15 protein-coding genes are annotated in these 24,352 nt (G+C 45.8%); 3 read left to right on the top strand and 12 right to left on the bottom strand.

Annotation, left to right across the window (positions count from 1 at the left end):
* Window positions 1-160 precede the first annotated feature (160 nt).
* Window positions 161-754 carry an LPP20 family lipoprotein gene (locus tag G337_RS0120070; RefSeq protein WP_028865417.1) on the top strand — a complete coding sequence of 198 codons (594 nt, stop codon included), beginning with the start codon at window positions 161-163 and terminating at the stop codon, window positions 752-754.
* Between the two features lie 195 nt (window positions 755-949).
* Here G337_RS0120070 and G337_RS26960 read toward each other — a convergent pair whose 3' ends face one another.
* The 12 genes from G337_RS26960 to dmeF form a co-directional block, all read right to left on the bottom strand.
* Window positions 950-3,418 (bottom strand): CHAT domain-containing protein, encoded by a 2,469-nt coding sequence (locus tag G337_RS26960; RefSeq protein WP_051303456.1) that lies wholly within the window; start codon window positions 3,416-3,418, stop codon window positions 950-952.
* A gap of 61 nt (window positions 3,419-3,479) precedes the next feature.
* Complete coding sequence (locus tag G337_RS0120085; RefSeq protein WP_028865419.1) at window positions 3,480-5,957, bottom strand: CHAT domain-containing protein; 2,478 nt, start codon at window positions 5,955-5,957, stop codon at window positions 3,480-3,482.
* A gap of 85 nt (window positions 5,958-6,042) precedes the next feature.
* Window positions 6,043-8,502 (bottom strand): CHAT domain-containing protein, encoded by a 2,460-nt coding sequence (locus tag G337_RS0120090; protein WP_028865420.1) that lies wholly within the window; start codon window positions 8,500-8,502, stop codon window positions 6,043-6,045.
* 138 nt (window positions 8,503-8,640) lie between these two features.
* Window positions 8,641-11,055: a CHAT domain-containing protein gene (locus G337_RS0120095; RefSeq protein WP_028865421.1), complete on the bottom strand. Its 2,415-nt coding sequence runs from the start codon at window positions 11,053-11,055 to the stop codon at window positions 8,641-8,643.
* 2 nt (window positions 11,056-11,057) lie between these two features.
* A complete protein-coding gene (locus G337_RS0120100) occupies window positions 11,058-12,473 on the bottom strand; it encodes an LPP20 family lipoprotein (protein WP_028865422.1) in 1,416 nt (471 codons plus the stop codon).
* 585 nt (window positions 12,474-13,058) lie between these two features.
* The gene (locus G337_RS0120110; protein WP_028865424.1) at window positions 13,059-13,619 is read right to left on the bottom strand and encodes a DUF3157 family protein; all 561 of its coding nucleotides are present in this window, start codon (window positions 13,617-13,619) and stop codon (window positions 13,059-13,061) included.
* Between the two features lie 231 nt (window positions 13,620-13,850).
* The gene (locus G337_RS27975; protein ID WP_051303458.1) at window positions 13,851-17,237 is read right to left on the bottom strand and encodes an EAL domain-containing protein; all 3,387 of its coding nucleotides are present in this window, start codon (window positions 17,235-17,237) and stop codon (window positions 13,851-13,853) included.
* Window positions 17,234-18,271: an ABC transporter substrate-binding protein gene (locus G337_RS0120120; RefSeq protein WP_028865425.1), complete on the bottom strand. Its 1,038-nt coding sequence runs from the start codon at window positions 18,269-18,271 to the stop codon at window positions 17,234-17,236. Before G337_RS0120120 ends, G337_RS27975 begins: the two co-directional genes overlap by 4 nt.
* A gap of 354 nt (window positions 18,272-18,625) precedes the next feature.
* Window positions 18,626-19,174: a peptidoglycan L,D-endopeptidase MepK gene (gene mepK, locus G337_RS0120130; RefSeq protein ID WP_028865426.1), complete on the bottom strand. Its 549-nt coding sequence runs from the start codon at window positions 19,172-19,174 to the stop codon at window positions 18,626-18,628.
* A gap of 144 nt (window positions 19,175-19,318) precedes the next feature.
* Window positions 19,319-20,905 (bottom strand): L,D-transpeptidase family protein, encoded by a 1,587-nt coding sequence (locus G337_RS0120135; RefSeq protein WP_028865427.1) that lies wholly within the window; start codon window positions 20,903-20,905, stop codon window positions 19,319-19,321.
* Between the two features lie 279 nt (window positions 20,906-21,184).
* Window positions 21,185-21,601, bottom strand: a complete 417-nt coding sequence (locus G337_RS0120140) for a MarR family winged helix-turn-helix transcriptional regulator (RefSeq protein ID WP_028865428.1) — start codon at window positions 21,599-21,601, stop codon at window positions 21,185-21,187.
* Window positions 21,602-21,608: 7 nt separating this feature from the next.
* Window positions 21,609-22,535 carry a CDF family Co(II)/Ni(II) efflux transporter DmeF gene (dmeF, locus tag G337_RS0120145; protein WP_028865429.1) on the bottom strand — a complete coding sequence of 309 codons (927 nt, stop codon included), beginning with the start codon at window positions 22,533-22,535 and terminating at the stop codon, window positions 21,609-21,611.
* Window positions 22,536-22,897: 362 nt separating this feature from the next.
* Between dmeF and G337_RS0120150 the strand changes: the two genes are divergently transcribed.
* Window positions 22,898-23,671 carry a ferredoxin--NADP reductase gene (locus G337_RS0120150; protein ID WP_028865430.1) on the top strand — a complete coding sequence of 258 codons (774 nt, stop codon included), beginning with the start codon at window positions 22,898-22,900 and terminating at the stop codon, window positions 23,669-23,671.
* A 2-nt stretch (window positions 23,672-23,673) separates the two neighbouring features.
* Window positions 23,674-24,255: a very short patch repair endonuclease gene (locus tag G337_RS28420; protein ID WP_211235831.1), complete on the top strand. Its 582-nt coding sequence runs from the start codon at window positions 23,674-23,676 to the stop codon at window positions 24,253-24,255.
* Window positions 24,256-24,352 lie beyond the last annotated feature (97 nt).

Genomic DNA, 24,352 nt, shown 5'->3' on the forward strand with positions numbered 1-24,352 from the left:
GTTTATTTGAGTTAAAAAAACAGCTTTAAATTAGCGTGATTAGGTACAAATAAACAGGAATAACCCTTTTTGCTTTACGTGTACTTAAGGGGAGAAATGCTATAGTATCTGTAACCATTAATTAGGAACAAATAATACGAATAATAAAGGAGTTATGTTCATGAAAAAAATCGTCTATACATCAGTTATTTTGGGTAGTATTTTACTGGCAGGCTGTTCATCAAATGATGTGCAGCAGGAAAAAACTATGGTTGCTGACTGTGTATTTCCGGATGCGCCGCAGGCTGCTGCACCACTGTGGATATGTGATGAGCCGGTTGAGGGCTTTGATGTTACCGGAGTTGGTTTTGCGCAGAAATCTGCAGCAGGTGCCGGTTTTATGAAGGATGTGGCTGCTAATGACGCCCGAGTTAAAATAGCGCAGTCTATGCAGATTAAAGTGCAGAATATGTTCAAGCAGTATGTCGGTACTACAGGGGCAGCGGACAGTGAAACGGTCGATATGGTAATGGAATCTGTGACTAAAAACGTGACGGCGCAGACTCTGCAGGGCAGCAAGATAATCAAAACACGTGTCAGCCCGAACGGCGGTCTTTATGCGCTTGTAGCGATGGATCCAATGGCGGTGCAGGAGAACGCTAAAACTGCGCTTAAAACCAGTATGAACAATGATCCGGCGCTTTGGCAGCAGTTTAAAGCAGACAAAGCTCAGCAGGAGCTGGAAATGATGGTCGACAAGATTGTTGCGCCGTAAAATTATTATCTGCGGCTCACTGTTTTATAGTAGTGAGCCGCAGCTTAAAGATAAGCTGCTCATTCTACTGCATTAGTAAATCCCATCCTTAGTACCGCCAATATAATTCCGCCCTGCAGAATCAATTTATGTTGTGCTTATTGTTATTTGAACTTTATGCAAAGCTCCCTGATAAAATGGGGAGCTTTGGTGTTTTTAGCGCCCGGTTAGTTGAAATGCAGCCCAGTAATAGGGATGGCGGTTATAGTTCGTTTTAACTGCCAGCTGTGCTTTTTTCAGTGCCAGACGTTTATCTGAACTGTCGGCTAGATTAGTATAGAAATTCTGCATAAGACGGCTGGTGGCCTGATCATCAACCTTCCATAAGCTCGAAATAATGCTGTTGGTGCCCGCATATAAAAATCCGCGGGTGAAACCTACCACATCATCACCATTGGCTATTTTCCCCAGCCCGGTTTCACAGGCCGACAGGGTGACCAGATCGGCATTAAGGTTAAGCTCGTAGAGTTCTCGTACGGTAAGCAGCCCGTCATTGCTTTTATCTTTTGCCAGCAGCAGACCGGAAGAGAGCGGTGTTTGCGGATCAAATATCCCGTGCGAGGCAAAGTGCAGCGTTTTAAACAATGCTCCGTTTTCTTTTACCTGAGTCTCAGTGGCATTACTTCTGAGCAGCAGGCTGGCACCGGGCTGTTTTGAAGCAATTGCTTTAGCTTCCTGCTCTGCGCCGGGCAGCGCCAGTTTAGGATCGCCGAGCTCCGGGTTACCGAGGATCAGCAGCGGATGAGCCGCAGTTACCTCTTTATTAAGGAAGGCCATTACCGAGGCGCTGGGCAGAATACTGATATCGTACTGGTCTATCAGAAAATCACTGCCGTTATACAGGGCATTAAAGGGCAGATAATGCAGCGGACCGTGCGGCACGATAATCAGTTTCTCAGTGTGCAGTTCATGCTGCAGCGGTTTGAATAGACGCTGATAGAGCAGAGCTGCGCTGTGCTGGTAGTTATTGCTGTTAGTTTTCAGTAGATCCTCGCGTAAAGCGCTGACAGAATTTGCTAAATCTTCACCGTTAAGTACGGACGCCTTGATGCCGCTATGCGACAGCAGAAAAGCAAACAGCTGCGTGCCGCTGCCGTAGAATTCAATCAGGGTTTCATCATCTGCCAGCTTCTGCTGCAGCTGAGTTACCTGCGGTGCTGAGACAGTTACCAGGGATGCCAGTTCAGGCTGCGTCTGCTGCAGCTGTTTCTGAGTTTTGCGCAGCAGGCCGCGGTCAGCGCTGCGGCTGCGGCCGCTTTTCTCACTGTAATCGGCAGTCTGCAGATCTGAATCTATGCTGTTTAGTTGTGCCAGTAGCAGAGGGGCCTGCTGAGCAGCACTTTTTGCTGCAAAATTCTGCTTGCCGGCCAGTGTATCGATCAGTGCCCGCGCTTTACTGCGTTCGGCATAGATAAACGCCTGATCCAGTTTTCCCTGCTCTATCAGCAGTGCAACTAGATCCCGGTAAACCGCTTCTTTATTGCCGATAAAACCAATTTTAGAAGCTTCGGTGTTAATAGTAGAGCGCTGCTGTTCAATAACTTCAACAGACTGCTGATAATAAATAAGTGCTTCGTCTGGACGGTCAAGCTGCTCGGCGATAACTCCAAGATCGTAGAGTAACTGATAGTAGATTCCCTGACGGTTGAGCAGAGCAGGGGAGTGATTAGCTGCGTTTTCAGGATCGAACACTAAATTATTGTACCACTGGATTATCGGAGTATCAGATTGTTCAGCTGTATATAAAAGGCTGAGGTAAATATTTTCGGCATCTTCAAGTCGACCGCTGCCCTGAGCTATTTTCGCCAGCATATAGGTTTCGTCAAAATTGAACGGATTTGCTCTTTCTTCTCCGGCTCCTAATAGTTCTGAGAGGCCCAGGGTGGTGAGTGCATCCAGAGAACGCATGATAGTGTCATTAAGCGATTGGGAAAACAGCAGGGCTTGCTGCGCTTTACTGTAATCCCCCAGGGCGAGGTAGATACGCGCCTTGCTGGCATTTTTAACTTTTACGTCTTCTGCGCTTTCGCTTAACAGAATCGATGGATAATCCAGGCAGTCTATCTTTTCGGCAATTGCGTCCGCTTCGCCGTGGTAACCCAGCTGTACAGCGGCCACTGCACCATTGGCATACATAGCCGCCATAGGTTTTATGCCTATACGTGACGGCACAGCGCAACTGTCTTCATGGGAAGAAGTGCTATGCTTTTGGGCAAGTTTGTAGCTGCGGTAAGCTTCTGGATAGTTTCCCAGCTCCAGAAAAATGGCAGTCTGCAGACGGTTATAATCAGTCAAAACCCATTCTCTTACTTCCTGATCTTCTTCGCTGTTGCTGATCTGCTTTAACATTTCATCTTTCCAGCGGATCACACACTGCTGCGCCATGGAAAAATCACGGACCATCTGATAGGAATTACACAGGTAGATCATATAACCCCAGTGCTGTGCCCACCCCTTGGGTTCATAATCTGCCCAGTGTTCAAATTCTCCTATCTGTTGAGAAAACTGTTCAACAGCTGCCCGGTGGTTGCCTTTATAAGATTCCTGACTGATTTCAAACGCCGGCGACAACGAGCAGCCGGACAGGGTAAGTGTTACTGTGAGTAATAACAGTATTTTTTTCATTATGTTTATTTCCAGTTCCATTGGAGGGCTGCAGTTTTTCTGTTAAAAATGATTGTCTTTTCTAGCGCCCAGTCAGTTGAAATGCCGCCCAGTAATAGGGATGGCGGTTATAGTTCGTTTTAACTGCCAGCTGTGCTTTTTTCAGTGCCAGACGTTTATCCGAGCTCTCTGCCAGATTTGCGTAGAAATTCTGCATTAACTGACTTGTGGCCTGATCATCAACCTTCCATAGGCTGGATATAATGCTGTCGGTGCCCGCATATAAAAATCCGCGGGTAAAACCTACCACATCATCACCATTGGCTATTTTCCCCAGCCCGGTTTCACAGGCCGACAGGGTGACCAGATCCGCATTAAGGTTAAGCTCGTAGAGTTCTCGTACGGTAAGCAGCCCGTCATTGCTTTTATCTTTTGCCAGCAGCAGACCGGAAGAGAGAGGCTGCTCTGGATCGAATATCCCATGCGAGGCAAAGTGCAGCGTTTTAAACTGCGATCCGTTTTCTTTTACCTGAGTCTCAGTGGCACTACTTCTGATCAGCAGGCTGGCACCTCTCTGCTGCGAGGCAATAGCTTTCGCTTCCTGCTCTGCACCGGGCAGCGCCAGTTTAGGATCGCCGAGCTCTGGGTTACCGAGGATCAGCAGCGGATGAGCCGCAGTTACCTCTTTATTAAGGAAGGCCATTACCGAGGCGCTCGGCAGAATACTGATATCGTACTGGTCTATCAGAAAATCCCGGTCGTTATACAGAGCATTAAAGGGCAGGTAATGCAGCGGGCCGTGGGGTACGATAATCAGTTTCTCAGTGTGCAGTTCATCCTGCAGCGGTTTGAATAGACGCTGATAGAGCAGAGCTGCGCTGTGCTGGTAGCTATTGCTGTCGATTTTGTGCAGATCCTCGCGTAAAGCGCTGACTGCTGCCGCTAAATCTTCACCGTTAAGAACGGCCGCCTTAATACCGCCGCGTGACAATAGAAAAGCAAACAGCTGTGTGCCGCTGCCGTAGAACTCAATCAGGGTTTCGTCTGTAGCCAGACGCTGCTGCAGCTCAGCCACTTGCGGCGCTGAAACAGTTAGCAGGGATGCCAGTTCCGGCTCTGTTTTCTGCAGCTGTTTCTGAGTCTTGCGCAGCAGGCCGCGGTCGACACTGCGGCTGCGTCCGCTATTTTCACTGTAATCGGCGGTCTGCAGATCTGAATCTATGCTGTTTAGTTGTGCCAGCAGCAGAGGGGCCTGCTGATCGGCCCCTTTTGCGGCAAAACTCTGTTTACCGGCCAGAGTGTCGATCAGTGCACGCGCCTTGCCGCGCTCTGCATAGATAAACGCCTGTTCCAGTTTTCCCTGTTTTATCAGCAGGCTGACCAGATCCTGATAAACTGCCTCTTTATTGCCGATAAAACCAATTTTAGAGGCTTCGGTATTGATAGTTGCCCGCTGTTCTTCAATAACTTTAACAGACTGCTGGTAATAGACAAGTGCTTCGGCCGGACGGCCAAGCTGCTCGGCGATAACTCCGAGATCGTAGAGTAACTGGTAGTAGATTCCCTGACGATTAAGCAGAGCAGGGGAGTGATGAGCTGTGTTTTCAGGATCGAACACTAAATTGTTGTACCACTGGATTATCGGAGTATCAGATTGTTCAGCTGTATATAACAGGCTGAGGTAAATATTCTCGGCATCTTCAAGTCGACCGCTGCCCTGGGCTATTTTTGCCAGCATATAGGTTTCGTCAAAACTGAATGGATTTGCCCTTTCTTCCCCGGCTCCTAATAGTTCTGAGAGGCCTAAAGTGGTGAGTGCATCCAGAGAACGCATAATAGTGTCATTGAGCGATTGTGAAAACAACAGGGCTTGCTGTGCTTTACTGTAATCCCCCTGGGCGAGGTAGATACGCGCTTTGCTGGCATTTTTAACTTTTACGTCTTCTGCGCTTTCGCTTAATAGAATCGACGAATAATCTAGGCAGTCTATCTTTTCGGCAATTGCGGCCGCTTCGCCGTGATAACCCAGCTGCACAGCTGCCACTGCACCATTGGCATACATAGCCGCCATAGCTCTTACTCCTATACGTAGCGGCACAGCGCAGCTGTCTTCATGGAGGGAGGAGCTATACTCTCTGGCCAGTTTGTAGCTGCGGTATGCTTCAGGATAGTTTCCCAGCTCCAGAAAAATGGCAGTATTGAGGCGGTTGTAGTCAGTCAAAACCCATTTTCTTACTTCCTGATCTTCTTCCGTATCGCTGAGCTGCTTTAACATTTCATCTTTCCAGCGGATCACACACTGCTGCGCCTTGGAAAAATCACGGACCATTTGGTAGGAATTACACAGGGAGATCATATAAACCCAGTGCGGGTCCCATCCCTTGGGTTCATAATCTGCCCAGTGTTCAAATTCTCCTATCTCCTGAGAAAACTGTTCAATAGCTGCTCTGTGGTTGCCTTTGGAAGATTCCTGTCTGATTTCGAACGCCGGCGACAACGAGCAGCCGGAGAGAACCAGCGCAGCAGAGAGTATTAATAATGTTTTTTTTATTTTATTCATTTCCAGATCCCTTGGTTGATAACTGCAGCATGTTTTATTATTTTTGTCTGATGCTGTTGCTTTTTGTTTGTAACAGAGCTTATTGTCAGCGCCCGGTCAGCTGGAATGCCGCCCAGTAATAGGGATGGCGGTTATAGTTCGCTTTGACTGCCTGCTGCGCTTTTTTCAGGGCCAGACGTTTATCCGAACTGCCGCCCAGATTTTCGTAGAAATTCTGCATTAATTGGCTGGTTGCCTGATCATCAACTTTCCATAAGCTCGATATAATACTGTTGGTGCCCGCATATAAAAAACCGCGGGTAAATCCTACTACATCATCACCGTTGGCTATCTTACCCAGACCGGTCTCACAGGCGGAGAGTGTGACCAGATCGGCATTAAGATTCAGCTTATAGAGTTCCCGGACGGTGAGCATACCGTCGTTTTTATTATCTCGAGCTAGAAGCAGGCCGGAAGAAAGCGGCTGAAGCGGGTCGAATACCCCGTGTGAGGCAAAATGCAGAGTTTTAAACAACACGCCGTTTTCTTTTACCTGAGTCTCAGTGGCACCTGATCCAAGCAGCAGGCTTGCACCTGTCTGCTGTGATGCTATTGCTTTAGCTTCCTGCTCTGCACCGGGCAGTGCTAGTTTCGGATCGCCAAGTTCAGGGTTGCCGAGGATCAGCAGCGGTTGAGGGGCTGTTACTTGTTTATTAAGGAAGGCCATAACAGAAGCGCTGGGAAGAATGCTGATATCGTATTGATCAATAAGAAAATCACTGCCGTTATACAAAGCGTTAAACGGAAGGTAATGCAGCGGGCCGTGCGGTACGATGATCAGTTTTTTTGTGCGCAGCTCATCTTTTAACGGGTTGAATAGACGCTGGTAGAGCAGGTTTGCGTTATGCTGATAAACATTACTGTCGGTTTTCTGTAGATCGTCACGCAGACCGCTGACTGCAGCCGCTAAACCCTCACCGTTAAGAACCGTCGCCTTGATGCCGCCGCGCGACAGCAGAAAGGTAAACAGTTGTGTGCCGCTTCCGTAAAACTCAATCAGGGTTTCATCGGCAGCCAGCCGCTGCTGCAGCTCAGCTACTTGCGGCGCCGAGACAGTGACTAGTGAGGCCAGCTCCGGTTGTGCAGTCTGAAGCTGCTGTTGGGTTTTACGCAGTAATCCACGATCGGCGCTGCGGCTGCGCCCGCTTGTTTCGCTGTAATCAGCAGTTTTCAGATCCGATTCAATGGTATTCAGTTGTGTCAGCAGTAGAGGAGGCTGTTCGTCGAAAGTTTTTGGAGCAAACTCCTGTTTGCCGGCCAGTGTGTCGATCAGCGCTCGCGCCTTACTGCGCTCGGCATAGATAAAGGCTTGCTCCAGTTGTCCCTGTTTTATCAGCAGGCTGACCAGATCCTGATAGACCGCTTCTTTATTGCCGATAAAACCTATTTTAGAAGCTTCAGTATTAATAGTTGCCCGCTGCTCTTCAATGACCTCGACAGACTGCTGGTAATATTTTAGTGCTTCGTTTGGACGGTCAAGCTGCTCTGCGATGTTGCCGAGATCATAGAAAAGTTGATAGGAGAGGCCTGGACGTTCGAGCAGAGCAGGGGAGTAATTAGTTTGCTTTTCCGGATCGAATAACAATTTGTTGTACACAAGCACTACCGGGCTGTTAGATTGTGTCGTGCTGTATAATAGGCTGATGTAAAGGTTCTCAGCTTCCTCGAGTTGACCAAGACCCAGCGCTACTTTAGCCAGCATATAGGTTTCGTCAAAATTAAACGGGTTAGCGAATTCTTTGCCCCCTCCCAATAGTTCATTTAGACCTAAGGTGGTGAGCGCATCCATCGTTCGAAAGAAGGTATCTTCAAGCGTTTGTGAAAACACCATGGCTTGCTTCGCTTTGCTGTAAGCACCCAGAGCAAGGTAGATACGTGCCTTGCTGACATGTTTAATTTTTACATCTGCAGGTATTTCATAAAAAGCCGTATCGAACCATTCGATGCAGTCAATTTCTTCAACAATTGCTGCCGCTTCATCCCGGTAGCCTAGATTAACAGCTGCTATTGCACCGTTAGCATAAGTGCGGGCCATTTGTGATATGCCTAACTGTGTTTTACAGCTGTCTTTAGTGAACAGCTTATTATGTTTTCTGGCAAGCTTGTAGCTTCGGTAAGCTTCCTGGTAGTTTCCCAGTTCCAGATAAATGGCGCTGTTGATACTGTTGTAGTGGGCTAATTTCCTGTCCTGATCGATCACTTTACCCTCATAGAGACTTGTGTCGGTTTTCCAGTAATCCACACACTGCTGCGCCTTATTAAAATCACGGAGTACCAGATAGGATTCGCACAATAAAGCCATACCGCTCTGGCCAAGTGGACCGAATCCCAGCGAGGGTTCATAATCTGACCAGTGTTCAAATTCGACGATGTCCTGCTCAAAGATTTTCACTGCAGTTCTAGACTGATCGTTTGTCGCAAAATACATAACTTGTTCCTGGGGCTTATAGGCACAGCCGGACAGCGCAAGGGTAATAGCGAGCAGTAACAAGGGCTTTTTCATCATTTTTATTTCCATTCCGTTGGGACGTAAACAGTATCAGTTCTTAGGTCATTTTTTCTTGATCTGCCTGACTGTAGTTTCGCTTTTTAAAGCAGCTGGGTTTTCCCGGGGCTGCTTGATATTATCAGAAATCCGGACTTGTCAGCGCCCGGTCAGCTGAAACGCCGCCCAGTAGTAGGGATGGCGGTTATAGTTGGCTTTTACTGCCAGCTGCGCATTTTTTAGGGCCAGACGTTTATCTGAAGTTCCTGCCATATTCGTGTAGAAATTCTGCATCAGCCGGCTGGTGGCCTGGTCATCAACCTTCCACAGGCTGGATATAATGCTGTTGGTGCCCGCATAGAGAAAGCCGCGGGTAAATCCCACCACATCATCACCATTGGCTACCTTACCCAGTCCGGTTTCACAGGCCGACAGTGTTACTAGGTCGGCATTAAGGTTCAGTTCATAGAGCTCTCGGACAGTCAGCATACCGTCATTGCTTTTATCTCCTGCCAGCAGCAGGCCGGAAGAGAGCGGTGTTTCCGGATCAAATATGCCGTGGGAGGCAAAATGCAGAGATTTAAACAAAGCGCCGTTTTCTTTTACCTGAGTCTCAGTGGCATCGGATCCAAGCTGCAGACTGGTACCTGGCTGCTTTGAGGCAATTGCTTTAGCTTCCTGCTCTGCGCCGGGCAGGGCCAGTTTCGCATCGCCGAGTTCAGGATTGCCGAGAATCAGCAGCGGTTGAGCGGCTGTCACCTCTTTATTAAGGAATGCCATTACCGATGCGCTCGGCAGAATACTGATATCATACTGATCAATAAGAAAATCACTGCCGTTATACAGGGCATTAAACGGCAGGTAATGCAGCGGGCCGTGCGGCACGATAATCAGTTTTTTAGTATGCAGCTCATCTTTTAGAGGTTTGAACAGGCGCTGATAGAGCAGGTTTGCGTTATGCTGGTAGGTATTGCTGTTAGTTTTGAGCAGATCGCTGCGCAAAGCGCTGACAGACGCTGCTAAATCTTCACCGTTAAGAACAGCCGCTTTAATACCGCCGCGCGACAGCAGAAAGGCAAACAGCTTCCGGCCGCTGCCGTAAAATTCAATCATGGTTTCATCATCAGCCAGGCTCTCCTGAAGCTCCGTTACTTGTGGTGTTGAGACAGTCAGCAGTGAGGCCAGCTCAGGTTGTGTCTGCTGCAGCTGTTTCTGAGTCTTGCGCAGCAGGCCGCGATCGACACTGCGGCTGCGGCCGGAGGTATCGCTGTAATCAGCGGTTGTAAGATCTGATTCAATGGTATTCAGCTGTGCAAGCAGCATAGGTGTCTGCTGATCGGAGTCTTTTGCTGTAAACTCCTGTTTGCCGGCCAGTGTGTCGATCAGCGCCCGCGCCTTACTTCGTTCTGCATAGATAAAGGCCTGATCCAGTTTTCCCTGTTTTATCAGCAGGCTGACCAGATCCTGATAAACCGCTTCTTTATTGCCGATAAAACCGATTTTAGAGGCTTCAGTATTAATAGTTGCACGCTGCTGCTCAATGACTTCAACGGACTGCCGGTAATAATTTAACGCCTTTTCTGGATCTCCCTGCTGTTCTGCTATTCGCCCTAGATTATAGAGCAGCTGATAGTAGATACCCGGGCGGTTAAGCAGTGCAGGGGAGTGCTTTGTTTTGTTCTCCTTAGTAAATAACAGGCTGTTGTAAATCTGCTGTGCTTCTTTAAGCTGTCCTTTACCTTGAGCTATCTTGGCAAACATATAGGTTTCGTCAAAGCTGTAGGGATTTGAGAACTCTTCACCCATTCCTGTCACTTCGCTGAGCCCTACGCTGTAGACCGCCATAGTGAATCGACTGAAGGTTTCGAGAAGCTCAGGTGAATACAGCATGGCCTGCTGCGCCTTGCTGTAATCGCCCAGGGCAAGGTAGATACGTGCTTTGCTGGCATTTTTAACTTTTATATCTGCCGGGATTTCCAGTGTGCCGCCCCAGTGATCGATGCAGTCGATCTCTTTGACAATGGCCTGTGCTTCATCCCTGTGACCCAGCTGTACCGCTGCAATCGCACCGTCTGCATACATGCGGGCCGCTGCTGATATGCCCATCGGGGTTTCGCAGATACTGTCACTGAACAGATTACTATTTTCATTGATAAATTTGTTGTTATGCTTTCTGGCTAGTTTGTAGCTGTGGTACGCCTGTTGATAGTTTCCCAGCTCCAGGAAAATGGCGGTATTAAGACGGTTGTAATGGGCCGCTGTCCAGTCCTCTCCGAAGGTATCCTGTGCAAAGGGAAGCATATCTGCTTTCCAATAGTTCAGGCACTGCTGTGCCTTGGAAAAATCACGTATCCCGAGATAGGAGTCACACAGGTGGATCATGGCCATCGGGCCGTACCAGCCCGAGGCTTTATACTCAGTCCAGCGGTCAAATTCGACTACATCATGTTCAAATTTTTCTACGGCAGCCCTGTGATAGCCGCTTTTGCCGTAACCTGAGATTATTTGTGTCGGTGAAATCGAACAGCCGGACAGGGCCAGGGTAACAGATAGCAGTAACAGGGGCCTTTTCATTCTTATTGCTCCCATTTTTTCTGGGTGGTAAAGAGTAATACGGCTTCAGCAGTTTTTTCCTGATCTGTTTTGTTGTTCTTTATCTTTTTTAGTCCACGGGTTTTTCCAAGCCCCTGACTGATATTGTCTGCGAGTTTAAAATATCCAGTTTCATTGTCATAACGGTAGCCGGGCAGTTTGTCGATCAGATCCTTTTCAGCAGCAATAACCTGTAGACTCTCGATGCCGAAGGGCGGGATAGTTTCAAATTCACCCAGCGACAGCCATTTGTTGATCTCATCGCCGTTGACAAAATAGACAAACTTACGCGAGCCTTCTCCGTATCCGGCTTCTAGAAGATAAGATAACTCCTGCTGCTCATTTTTGGCATGGCCGACGATATAGAAATAGCCTGGACGGTTCAGTTTAACCATTAGTTTGACCGTTTCTCCCTGCTGGAAGAGTAACTGGCGGCTTCCCTTATTGGTAGCAAGCTGAACTTTAAAGTCGCTGTCGAGCGCATATCCCTGATGCAGCAGGCGGTCAAAGTCCGGCGCCAGCGGCTCGGCTCTATAGTTCCGGTAAGCCTCTGGCAATACTGCCGCCACAGAGGTACTGACTGTATTACCGTCACGATCCACCAGGGAATAAGCGACTTGTATGCCGTTTTTGCTGATCTGGTAGCTGCCCGCGTAGGTAAATGACGCTTTTTCGTAGCTGCCTGCAGTATTGGGCAGTGCTTTCTGCAGCTGCATCTGCAGTGCACCGGCGAACGGTGTGATTTCTCGGGAGCTCGTAAGCGTTGCCGGACGGATATAAACAGGAGCATCGGGAACGCCGCGTGCAAGCAGTTCAGCCGCCAGTTTGAGGCTTGGCGCTTGACTTTCCAGGGCAAGCAGCTGTTCGTTGATCTGCTGACGGCTGAGTGATATCTGCGGCTCAGCAGTGCTTTTCCCGGAAAGGAAAGTGATCAGAGTTCGGTATTTATCCGACTGTTCCAGCAGCTGCAGCAGGGATTTTAAGCGGCGGTGCTGATGCTTTTTATTGTTGTCTTTAAGGGCGCTGTCAACGGCACTGATTTCTCTATGGACAGGTGTGAGCTTTTGTCGATAAAGTGGCAGCGCGCGTTTACTGTTAAGTGTTGCCAGGCAGTAATAGCCGTCTTTTTTACGGCAGTTGAATTCGGCGCCGATAATCGGCAGATCCGTACTGGAGCGGGTGGAAGATGAAATGGAATATTCACCCAGGTTGTTTGCCTGTTGTTCGAAACTGCTTTCGATGCGCACAAAGATGGTAGCCGCCAGTGAGGCCAGCGCATCATCCTGGGCAGCTTTCTGCGTTTCACCGTAACCTTCACCGTCGAGCACTGCCGCCTGAATTTGACCGGCCAGCAGTATAAACAGTGGTAAAAGGGTCGTTCTTTTTGTTAATAATTTCATCTGCAAGCAAGTATCCATACTGTTGAATAGTGAAAAAACAAATCATATTTTATGAAAACAAACGATACACAGTACAGTGTATATTTCATTGATTTTTAGCAAACTGCATCTTTAAAATTTCCCTGATTAATACAATTTGTTTATTCAGCTGTGAATTCCGGAGTCTCAGCAGCACTGCTGTCCGTTTTCTTTGCCTGGTCGTTAACCTGTTCTGTTTGATTTTATGCACTGCTTTAATCAGTTTTTTATCTTCTGCTGCTTTACCTCAGAAACACATCTTTTTTGTAAAGTCAGCCATAGTGAATGCCTGTGTTACCTATTGTTTTAATAGTAGTTTATGGCAAGTAGAACGGAGAGGAAAGCAGTTGATCAAGATCGCGTATTCGGGAGAAGTTTAGGCTTTGTTGATTTTTTATTCGGGAGTTACATTCAGCAGGCGCTGCAGACAGCCGCTAGTTTTTCTATTTAAAACTGCTGATACTGCGCTTGTAGAAAAACAGGGAGTATTTATCAGGTATAAAGGTGATGGTTATTGCAGACAACTGTGCTTTGATTACAAAGCACAGTTGTCTGCTGAGCCCTGTATTATCGTGCTTTAACTTCGATAACTTTCAGACTAAGAAGCTGTTTTCCCCAGCTGCTCTGATCGATACCTTCGACCCACAGCGTACGGCTTGGACGCTGCTCACCTTCGCGCAGGTAAGTTTCCGGGAGACGGTATTGCGCCTGCCAGACGGTTAATACTTCTTTTTTAAGGTGTTTACCGCTGTCATCAAACAGTGTCACTTCAATATCCACCACAACAATATTTTTTGAAGTTGTGCTGTGCAGATCGAAGTTAAGCCCTAGTTTGCCGTCTTCCCATTTGCTCTCAGTAAAGCTTACTTTTACACCATCAAGTGCGGCTGTAGAAAGCAGGGCACTCTGTGTCATAGCCGCTGCGGTTAAAGCCGGGGTGGCTGTGGTCTGCGTTGTACTCTGAGAGTTTTGAACAACAGGCTGTTCTGTGAGAATGACATATTCCCAGGTGAAGTCATCTTTGAGCCACACTTTAGCGCCGTTGTCCAGGGTAACTGTACTTATCTCGCCGGAAAAAGCTGGAAATGACAGTAGGAAAAGTGCCGCAAGGCCGAGTCTTTTGATCATGGTGATAAATCCTGATATTTTATTCGAGGTGTATAGCGTGTAATAGAAGTTAGCAGGTTTGATTTGTTCACTGCTGAACAAAAATGCTGTTGTGTTTCTTGACAGGCCGGGTTAATTTTTTTGTTAGTCTATAAGATAATGCCGCTGATTAACGGGATCAAGCCTTGTTTTTTTATCTTCTGGAGAAATTATTTGCTATGAGGTATTTCTATTCCCGTTATTACGATGTTTTTATCCCCCGATTCTGCTTAATTTCCGCGTCTGCAGCTCCCAATGATGGTTCTTTTTAAGCATCTGTTCAATCTCTACTGCCGGCACTGGTTTTGAAAAATAATAACCCTGACCGTAGTTACATCCCAGGCTTTTCAAAAAGCTGCACTGTTCAAGTGTTTCAATTCCCTCTGCCAGGGAATACAGCTTCAAACTTTGCGCCATTTGTACCGTTGCTGTGACTATGGCAATATCGTCTTCGTCATCAGGAATGCCGTCAACAAAGGACTTGTCGATTTTGAGCTTATGGAAGGGCAGGCGCTTCAGACGGTCAAGTGAGGAATAACCGGTACCAAAATCATCGAGAGAAATCTTGATGCCGTTTTCTTTGAAATGCTGCAGTGTTTTCTCCATTCGCTCCGGATCAACAAACATTGCACTTTCGGTTACTTCGATTTCAAGCATACTTTTAGATATGCCCGTCTCATTTATGATATTTAGTATCTGACCGGCAATATCACCGTGCCACATCTGCCGAGCTGAAAGGTTAACTGCGACCTGCAGTGAAATCCCCTTATCTGCCCATCTGCGCAGCTGCTGACAAGCTTCTTGTATCACCCAGTCTCCAATAGGCAGGATCAATCCGGTATCTTCTGCCACCGGCAGGAAGTCTGCTGGCGAGATCAGATGACCTTCCTCTCGCTCCCAGCGGATCAGAGCTTCTACTCCAACCATTCTGCCGCTGTTTAGATCAATAAGCGGCTGGTAAAAAAGTCTGAATTCCTGTTGTTCAACTGCCTTATGGAGCAGTGTTGCTAGTGACATTTTTTTCTGCTGGCGTTCCGACAGTTCTTTGGAGAAATACTGATAGTTATTACGGCCCAGTTCCTTCGCCCGATACATTGCATTGTCTGCATATTGAATCAACTGTTCGGCATTACCGCTGTCACCAGGCTGCAGACTGATACCAATGCTTGCCGAGATATAGGCATCCTGTTCTTGAACCCGGAACGGCCTCTGCAGCTCATCTAGAATTCTCTGTGCAACGAGAGATGCTTCCTGCTCGAATTTCGTATTATTGAGCTGTTTTTCGTATTCAGTGAAGAGAACAATAAATTCGTCTCCCCCTTGCCTCGCAACAATGTCGCTGTCTCGTGTCGCCTTTTTTAAACGCTTTGCAGCCTGCCTGAGCAGTTCATCACCAGCCGAATGACCGAGTGTGTCGTTAACCAGTTTAAAATCATCCAGATCAATAAACAGTATAGCCAGTGCCCCGCTGTGGCTGCGAATTCGCTCAACGCTCTGCCGCAGAGACTGCATGATCATTGTCCGGTTAGGCAGATCCGTAAGAGAGTCATGAAAGGCCTGATAGGCAATTTTTTCCTCAGCCTGTTTGTGATTTTGTTTTGTGCGAATTGCTGTTACACCATAGGCGAGATCATCGGCAAGTTTCTTCATTAACGTTACTTCATCCGCTTCAAAGCTGCTGGTCTGTGTGCTGTAGATTGACAGCACCCCAAATGCCTCGTTCTTATGCATAAGCGGAAGTACGATCATTGACTGGTAGCCGTGCTTAGCCGCTTCCCTGCGCCAGTGAACGCCGTCAGAGCCGTTATTTATGCCTGTTTCAATACACGGTTTGCAGGATCTAAGTGCAGCAGCCTCCGGGCAGTCTGCGGACTCGCCGTCCTGCAGACGCAGCTGCAGTGAACTGCTGTAGCTCTGCTCCTGCCCGGCGCAGGATGCTGTGATTATGGTTTCTGCATTATCGGGATGCCGTAGTCCTACCCAGGCAAACTGATAGCCTGTTTGTTCAACGATGTTCTTACATACGCCTGTAAGCAGCGAATGCTCATTATCAGAGCGAGTTAGAAGAATATGACTGGCATGGACGGCATTTAAAGCCCGGCTGTTTCTGCGCAATTTTTCTTCATGCTCCTTGCGTTTACTGATGTCAGTAGCCGCACAAACAATGCCCTTAACTTTTCCCTTGCTGTCACGCATTATTGAGCCGGAAAACAGCACTGATATTCTGCGTCCATCCCTGCTGATATAAGATGTTTCTATGCTGGCCGCTGCACCTTTGTGAGTGAAGGCTTCCAAATTTTTGTTTTTTAAAAGACTTTTTTCAGCAATAATTATGTCAACGGACCGGCCGATTAATTCGTTTTCTTTGTAGTCGAGCAGGGTAAGCGCCGCTTGATTGACCGAGATAATGTTTCTATCCGGGGTGATAACGATAAGCATGTTGAGCATTGTTTTCAGGATATTGTCCAGGTAATCTTTTGAAACGGTCGTCTTCTGCAGAGCTTCGGTCATTTTGTTGAATGAACAGGCCAGTTCTCCAACTTCATCATTTGTACTTACCTGTGCTTTTACTGTCAAATTTCCGCGCGAAAGCTCCTCAACTGTTTCGGTCAGTTTTTCTACCGGTCGGGCAAGCATTCTGCCTGCATAGTAGAGAACTCCTATCAGTAATATGGTCACAATTAATGCGGCGGCTGCGACATTTTTTGCCATCTGGTTAACGGGAGCCAGTGCTTTTTCAAGGGGAGTTTCCAGCAGTAGAGTCCAGCCGCTGCCTTTATAACCGAAAAGGCCGTTCTGTGAATAGTAAACTGCCAGTATAGGCCCGAGTTTTTTATGCGCTCCTTCTTCAATAACAGCACTGCCCCCAGTATTATCTGTAAGCGATCTTTCTGCCAGTTCATGCTCGGCGAGATTAAGTTTAAAGATATGATCTGCATAGGCGCTGGGCGCTGCTATGGTCATACCCTTTTTATTGATCAGGTGTACAACGGCCGGAGGGGGAATTTCATCCAGTGCCTGAATAATCACGGGCCATGCAAAATGGCCTAGCACTACACCGTTAATGGTGCTTTTTCCCTGCCGGCTTTTAACAGGCGCCGCAAATATGACCGCGGGTCTGCCTGCTTTTACGGGCTGCACCAGATCAGAATAATAGGTTTTACCTGTAACAGCCTGGTAATAGGCTGCACTGCTGCTCGGATATTCTTGTATTTGTGTGCCGATAAGCTTTTTATTTGTCGACATGAGGATAGAGCCGTCTTTGTCAATCACAGTTAACAGATCCCAGGGGCCGGTAAACCGGGCTCGTTCTTCTAGTTCTCTGAGGATTAACGATAAGTATTTATCTTCAGCAGCACTGCTTCGGGCTAGTAACGTCTGTAAAAAATCATCCTCAGCGATCATTTGAATATCCCGGTAGGCAGTATAGAGGGTTCGGTCAATTGTCTGCATCTGCCGCTGAGCAATTTCCTGATGGTTTTTACTGATGTTTTTTTGCAGTACAGTTCTGGCAGAATAAAAAACGCTCAAAACCAGTATCGGCAGGGCAATAAGCGATACCAGTGCAACTGACAGTGTGATTTTGCTGGCTAATTTCATCGTGCTTCCTGCTGCACGGAATGCATAAGGCTGCGGATAAAAGTTGCGTCAATAAATTTTGTGCTGTCCAGATGCCCTTTGCTTACTCCTTTGTCAATCAGGAAATTATCTATATATCGCGCTGTACCGTGCATCGATTCAAACCCTGCACCGTAAGAGAAGGAGGTAATATTATCCCGGAGATCCAGTATCTGGTCTAGGCGAGCAAAATCCTGTACTTCATCCGTTGTAACCTTGTAGATCCCGGCTATAATAGCGAATGCCTCTTTAGGGTTTTCTTTGATAAACAGTGTTGTCCTGTGCCATACGTTGACATAGGCCTGAACATCACCCGGCCTTTGTTCAATAAAGCTGCGCCGAAAAACCTGGCCGTTGGGGGATATGCCGGGAATCTCCGAGGTATCAAAGAGCTTTCGGCCATGCTGCTGTTTTACCGCTTCAGATACAACCGGCTCCCATGTAACAACAGCATCTAGTCGACCTTTGCTGAACTCCTCTGCCGCCTGTTCACCAGCGAGTTGTATTTTATTAACATCAGCGGGTATTAATCCATTTCGTTTCAGCACTGTATCCAGTATATATTCCGTATAGGATTCAATGTCCACGCCGATGGTTTTCCCTTTTAAGTCAGTTATTGCTGTAATAGCAGGCTTGGCTACAATAGCCTCTGCGCCGGATGAGTTGTCGCAATTAATGACCATTACCAGATCGGCGCCTACAGCATTAAAACTCATCACATCAAACAGAGAGAAACCGTGACTGTTTATTTTTCCATTAACAACATCTTGCAGTGAGCCGTAATAGTCGGGGTTAGTATCGATCAGTTCTACATTCAGGCCTGCTTCTTTAAACCAGCCTTTTTTATCAGCGATTTCTACCCAGTACATTCCCGGCCAGTAATAACGGGCGACTTTCATCGGCAGGCCGGTGGTTTCTGCCTGGTTTTCTATTTCCGGTGCAGACTGCCAGGTCAGCATTGCGATGATGATTACAAGTAGTAAAGCAGTGCTGGTGATAAGAAACTTTTTAATCATTTCGTAAACCTTCATTTTGGTTACGGAGGTTGTTTATATTATAGTGAGGAAATGAATTTAGTGTCAGTACCTAATTGAATCCTAGTAAAGAATAAGCATTTTTTTAATCAAATTGTTTCAGCTGCGGAGCAGTTTGTTTTTCACAGGAAACAGTTCCAGCATTGCTGGTTATTTTAATGAGTAAGGGACTTTCTGATAACTGACTGAGATCGCTGTAGCAGCACATATGGATTCGAGGGGATATTGTCTCTACAGTCAGCTTAGATGAGAATATGATTGTTTAATAAATTGTAACTATTGTACCCCGTATAAAATGCAGGTTTTAATCCAGGATCTGTTCTTTTTCGGAGCTTATTACCAGCTGCGAAATCGTCCGCTGTCTATATGGATAAAATTACTCTTCGGGTAATAACCGACACCGCCTGTTTTAAGCGACAAAGCCGCTTTTCTAACATCGGCTAAGGGTACGCCTTCGATTCTAAAATCTATTGCCTTACCAAGCATATGCAGACTTTTTTTTGCTACACCCTCAGATCGTTCACTAAGCATTTTATTGGTAGCTGAGGAGCGGAAACCAGAGATTATCTGTACCTGATTATCGCAGCCTATGATCTGCTGAATGGCTGATATTTGATCGAATAAAGTTTTATCCATGTTATGGGCTTCATTCTGACGGAAATCGCGGCATAAATGGTTAATTTTTTGAAGTTCACTTAACTGATACTGTCGGCCGTCAAAGTATTGAGTATGCAGTGATTCACCGGTATGGATATTACTCATCTGTAAAGCTCTGGGAGAGCCTTGTATTAATGAAGCAAATGATAAAGAAGGAAGGGCTGCCGCACCTAAAACAAATAAACTGTTTTGAAGAAATTTTCGGCGACTATAAATAGGGGCTGTCATATCACTCCGCTGCATGATAAATAAACAATCAAATGCGCGAAGATACTGATTTTTAATACAGTCGTCAAATATTAAATAGCTAAAAACAGTGTTTAGAGAGTCTTGTGGCGCTTACTTGTTGAACAGCAAGGCTTTAAATTTTTATCAAAAATAGAAATTTTTCTCTGAGTTAGGGCTTCTGCTTAATTTATCGTAATTATAGATATCTTTTCTAAACTGAGTGAAACCAAACTCATCAACCCAGACGGTTTGATACATGGTATACATAGTTATTTTTTTCTTTAAAGCAACCACATTGGTTTTAGGAAGCTGATGGTAGCTGAGAAAATCCTGATTTGAAAAACCTGATTTGTCCATCAGCAGCTGCGCAAACTTTTCTGATTTCTGAACCCGTATACAGCCGGAACTATAGGCGCGGTATTGTTTGTTAAACAGTGACTTTGTCGGCGTATCATGTAGGTAGATTGCATTTTTATTAGGTGTATTGAATTTAAATAAGCCCAGCGCATTACCCTGGCCAGGTTTTTGACGAAGTTTATAGGGGAAATTTGCCGCTGTGATGGTATCCCAGGCAATCTTTTCAGGATCAATGACCTCTTTACTCCGCCAGGTAGGGATAATGTCATAACGGTGCTGAGTAAAATAATCGCTGTCGGATAATGCTTTAGGCAGAATATCCCTGCGCATTATACGTGTCGGCACACGCCAGGTCGGATTAAATACAATGGAATCAAGTTTGGATGAAAACAGCGGAGTTTTTCTGGTTAAGCGCCCGACGATAACTTTACTTTCAAAGAGCTTTTCTCCCGATTCCCAGTACTCCATGGTGTAATTAGGAATATTAACTAATACCATTCTCGGTTTATTAACGGACCATAACTGTATTCTTAAAATATTTAGTGCCATTAAGCGCATTCTTTCCTGATGGCTGATATTCAACCAGAAACGGGTATTTGCACCGATAATGCCGTCTGCTTTTAAACCGTGACGTTTTTGGAAAAACTGCACAATATTCTGCAGCTCCGGACTGTACAGTTGTTCACCCTGTGCTTCAAAATAGGCTTTACTTTCTAAGGATATTTCGCCGGAGATCTGTAAACGGGATAATAAAAGTGTTTTCTGCTCCAGGTTTTCGCCCTGTTTTGCAAAAGCAGTAAATTCCGGGATGAAAATTTTATTGCGGCTCCTATGATAATAATCGAACAGGTTTTGAGAAAGCCGGGTGTATTGAGCTGATGCCGGCTGCTGTGCTTGTAAATATTCCAGTCTCTGCTGATTTGACTGTGCATTAAAAAAAGCATTTATTGATTCGGCGGACGGAGCGCCTATACCATGATTTATTCGTCCTCCAAACAGCCAGGAATTTCCCTGAACAGGGATCTGCTGGCTATAGGACATATAGAATAATAATAAGTCTGCAGCAATACGTTCATAACCCGGCCAGTTATTTTCTTTTGCCGCTTCAGTTAATGCCTGGTAACGCTCTGCTAAATCATCGCTGATATCAGCAAGTACCAGAAGTAAAATTTGATTTTCAAACTCGTCCCTTAAGGACTGATCCTGCCAGATATTTTTATGAGAATGGTCCTGATTGATAGTTTCAACAAGTGCGGGATATTTCAGCTCTATTTCATTAGTACTGCTAAGGGGGAGCGCATAGCTGTACACAGAAAGCATCGCACTCAGGCAGCTGAGAGTAAAATACAGATAAGATTTCAGCGGATAATTCATTTCTCAGCAGCCTATAAAAGTGAATTACGTATTGCTATAAGTATGGTTGAATTATCTGAATATTCAAAAATCGGAAAGAAACAAACAGGTTTCTGTTTTAGCTCAGATGTAACACTTTATTTATATTTAAAGTAATGAATTTAAAGGAATATTTAGAATGAGGAATAAACTGTCAGGAAGTTTTATCCAGAAATACCGGTGAAAGGCAAGTTGACCTGTCGCTCATTTTTTGAAAATTGTTCAGCAGCTGGTTTGTCAGCTGCTTCACTAAGCCGTTAGCTAAAACTCATTATTCATTTTCGATAAACACAACTGCAGTATCCTGCGTTCATCCTTATTTAAGTTTGCAGTAATATCCTGAGTCAGTGCCAGGTGAAGGTCGTCATGTTCCCGGTAGAGATGCCGGCCGCTGTCTGTTAAGTCAACCAGAATTGAACGCCTGTCCGATTCGTGCGGACGACGTGCAATAAAACCTGCATTAACTAGTTTATCTATCTGCACGGTTAGTGTGCCGGTTGTTATTCCTAATCTGTCGGCAAGCTCTTTCATTCTCATCGCACCGTGACTGCCTAGTACTTCGATGGTATGGATCTGTGCCAGAGAAAAATTTTTCTCTCTTACAACCGCATGCTCCCAGGAAGAAAGCTTGTCGTAAAACTCGATAATAGAATGATTAAGCTGTTCAATATCTTTCATAGAAAATTTATTGTCTCTCGGTGCAGTGGTTTACTTCAATGGTCAGATGGGCGATTTTATCAAACTTATGCAGTAATTGCTTGTAGTGATCTACCGGTTCAGGAAGGTGGGTGACTAACGAAATAACCGCCGCATAGTGATCCGCGCTGACTTTCCAGATATGAATATCGCTGACTTTATTATCATTGTGTTTTTCTAATGTGGTGACAATCTGCTCCTGGTAATCAGATGCGATACCTGCATCAAGAAGAATCGGGCTGGTCTGCTGCATCAGTCCAATCGCCCAGCGGGTGATAATCACTGAACCTACAATTCCCATTAACGCATCCACCCAGTTCCATCCCCAGTATTTTCCGGCAAACAGGGCTGCAATTGCCAGTAGAGAGGTTAATGCATCAGCTAATACGTGCAGGTAGGCGGCTTTTAAGTTGTGGTCATGGTGGTGAGAATGGCTCTGTTCATGGTCATGCCCATGATGGTGATCATCCTTAAGTAAAAATGCACAAACTACATTTACTAAAAGGCCGATTACAGCAACCATTATCGCTTCATTAAAGTGAATGACTTGCGGTGACATTAAACGCTGGACTGATTCACCAAGCATAATTAATGCTACTAAACCAAGAAGAATGGCACTGGTATAGCCGCCGAGAACACTTGCTTTGCCTGTACCAAATGTAAATGAGTCATTGTGTGCATGTTTACGAGCATAGTGATATGCAAAAATGGTGATCAGGAAAGCAAAAGCGTGAGTGCCCATATGCCAGCCGTCGGCCAGTAAGGCCATTGAGCCGTATATTGTTCCCGCAGCAATTTCGATCAGCATAGTAATAAGAGTAAGAAATAGTACGTAATAAGTTCGTCGTTCACCCCTATGGTTATGATTGGTAAAATTATGGCTATGCTGCCATTTATTTAAAGCCTGAGTATGCATCTGTATTTCCTGTAATTAGTTTGATCATCAAATTAAATATATAGCATATAGTTTGATAGTCAAAGTAATTGTTATTTAATTCAGCAGGATGATTTAAAAGGATTTATAAATAGAGAAGTAGAGCAGTTTAGAGAACCAGCCTGTCTGTAAGGTAAATATAGTAGATTAAGGTATTATTAGTTAAGAGATTAAATGTATGATATAAGGTGTATATCAAATGCATGTTATAATTAAGATGTGTTCTAAACAATTTCAGGCTTAGTAAATAAGCGCTAGTGTATGCACCGGACAAATATTGAATTCAGCTTAACGGTTAATTCTCCGTTAAACCTTAATTGTTTTGTGTTTTAAGGAGAGCCGTAATGAAAGAAATTCCACATGGTTTAATCAAAGGCAGAGTGACCGGCCGAACGGAGTGGACTGATAATGAATTCAGTTTAAGGATTAATGCTCCCGTTGAACCTTATCTGGCAGGACAGTTTACTAAACTGGCCCTGCTTAATGGAGCAGGTGAATGGGTGCGGCGCGCATATTCCCTGGTTAATTCTCCGAATCATAAAAGCGGCCATCAGGATATGGAATTTCTTCTTATCAGCGTCTCTGACGGAGAATTAAGTTCACAGCTTAGAAATCTGCAGAGAGGTGATACAGTTTATGTCGGAAAACAGGCCGCCGGTTTCATGACATTAGCTGAAATCCCCGCGCATATCACCGACTTGTGGTTATTATCAACAGGTACAGCAATAGGCCCCTTCCTGTCCATTCTGGATGAGCTGGAAACCCGGACGCGTTTTAAAAAAATAGTTTTAGTACATGCAGTAAGGACTAAAGCAGAACTGGTTTATCAGTCTAAAATAGAACAAATAGCAGACTCTTATAAAGATAAGTTTGTCTATATACCGATTGTCTCAAGAGAACAGTGTGCGGGTGCTCTACGGGGACGAATACCGCAGCTGCTGCAGTCCGGACTGTTAGCTGAAAGTGCACAGGTGAGACTGACAGCTGAAAATAGTTTTTTTTATTTATGCGGTAATCCGGACATGGTAAAGGAAACCAGTGAACAGCTTGTTCTTCTGGGTTATAAAAAACATCTGCGCCGTAAACCTGGTAATTTCAGCTCAGAAAATTACTGGTAACTATGAGTGCTGCTGTTAAGGGAGGTATAGTGACCGACAGCATATCCAAAGCACACCGGAGCTGGAATATGAGCCGCATACGGTCAACGGGAACCAAGCCGGAGATCATTGTACGGCGTCTTCTGCATGCACTTGGCTACCGCTTCAGACTGTACGGCAGAGTAAATAAAAGGCTCTATAAATCAGGGGTACTGCCCGGAAAACCGGATATCGTTTTGAAAAAGCATAAAGCGGTAATCTGTGTGCACGGTTGTTTCTGGCATCACCACCAGGCATGTAAACGCGCAACAACCCCTAAGACCCGGACACAATACTGGAAGGATAAATTCTCGCGTAATCAGCAAAGAGATAAACAAAACCAGCAGCTGCTGAGAGCATTAGGCTGGAATGTAATTACAGTATGGGAATGCGAAGTTTCTGTTTACCTTAAAGAAGTCAGACAGAAACCGCTGCGCAGCACTAAGCTTAGTCATCGTCTACTGTCTGAATTATCACCGTTTGTCTACGATCAGTCCTGTCCTGAGCAGGAGCTTTTCGCCGCCGAAAACAGCCCGGATTATTCGCTGAAAAAAAAAGATGCCTGAAACAGTGTTAACTTTCTAAAATGCACAGCAGTATGCGCAGCTGGTGCATAATAACTATTTTTAATGTTTAATTGGGTCTAAGTTTTAAAAAGAAGTT

Origin of the sequence: Psychromonas aquimarina ATCC BAA-1526 (assembly GCF_000428725.1) — a bacterium.
Classification (GTDB): domain Bacteria; phylum Pseudomonadota; class Gammaproteobacteria; order Enterobacterales; family Psychromonadaceae; genus Psychromonas; species Psychromonas aquimarina.

Coding starts and splice junctions, on each gene's coding strand:
- G337_RS0120070 (WP_028865417.1), top strand. CDS start 161: ATGAAAAAAATCGTCTATACATCAGTTATTTTGGGTAGTATTTTACTG.
- G337_RS26960 (WP_051303456.1), bottom strand. CDS start 3,418: ATGAAAAAAATACTGTTATTACTCACAGTAACACTTACCCTGTCCGGC.
- G337_RS0120085 (WP_028865419.1), bottom strand. CDS start 5,957: ATGAATAAAATAAAAAAAACATTATTAATACTCTCTGCTGCGCTGGTT.
- G337_RS0120090 (WP_028865420.1), bottom strand. CDS start 8,502: ATGATGAAAAAGCCCTTGTTACTGCTCGCTATTACCCTTGCGCTGTCC.
- G337_RS0120095 (WP_028865421.1), bottom strand. CDS start 11,055: ATGAAAAGGCCCCTGTTACTGCTATCTGTTACCCTGGCCCTGTCCGGC.
- G337_RS0120100 (WP_028865422.1), bottom strand. CDS start 12,473: ATGAAATTATTAACAAAAAGAACGACCCTTTTACCACTGTTTATACTG.
- G337_RS0120110 (WP_028865424.1), bottom strand. CDS start 13,619: ATGATCAAAAGACTCGGCCTTGCGGCACTTTTCCTACTGTCATTTCCA.
- G337_RS27975 (WP_051303458.1), bottom strand. CDS start 17,237: ATGAAATTAGCCAGCAAAATCACACTGTCAGTTGCACTGGTATCGCTT.
- G337_RS0120120 (WP_028865425.1), bottom strand. CDS start 18,271: ATGATTAAAAAGTTTCTTATCACCAGCACTGCTTTACTACTTGTAATC.
- mepK (WP_028865426.1), bottom strand. CDS start 19,174: ATGACAGCCCCTATTTATAGTCGCCGAAAATTTCTTCAAAACAGTTTA.
- G337_RS0120135 (WP_028865427.1), bottom strand. CDS start 20,905: ATGAATTATCCGCTGAAATCTTATCTGTATTTTACTCTCAGCTGCCTG.
- G337_RS0120140 (WP_028865428.1), bottom strand. CDS start 21,601: ATGAAAGATATTGAACAGCTTAATCATTCTATTATCGAGTTTTACGAC.
- dmeF (WP_028865429.1), bottom strand. CDS start 22,535: ATGCATACTCAGGCTTTAAATAAATGGCAGCATAGCCATAATTTTACC.
- G337_RS0120150 (WP_028865430.1), top strand. CDS start 22,898: ATGAAAGAAATTCCACATGGTTTAATCAAAGGCAGAGTGACCGGCCGA.
- G337_RS28420 (WP_211235831.1), top strand. CDS start 23,674: ATGAGTGCTGCTGTTAAGGGAGGTATAGTGACCGACAGCATATCCAAA.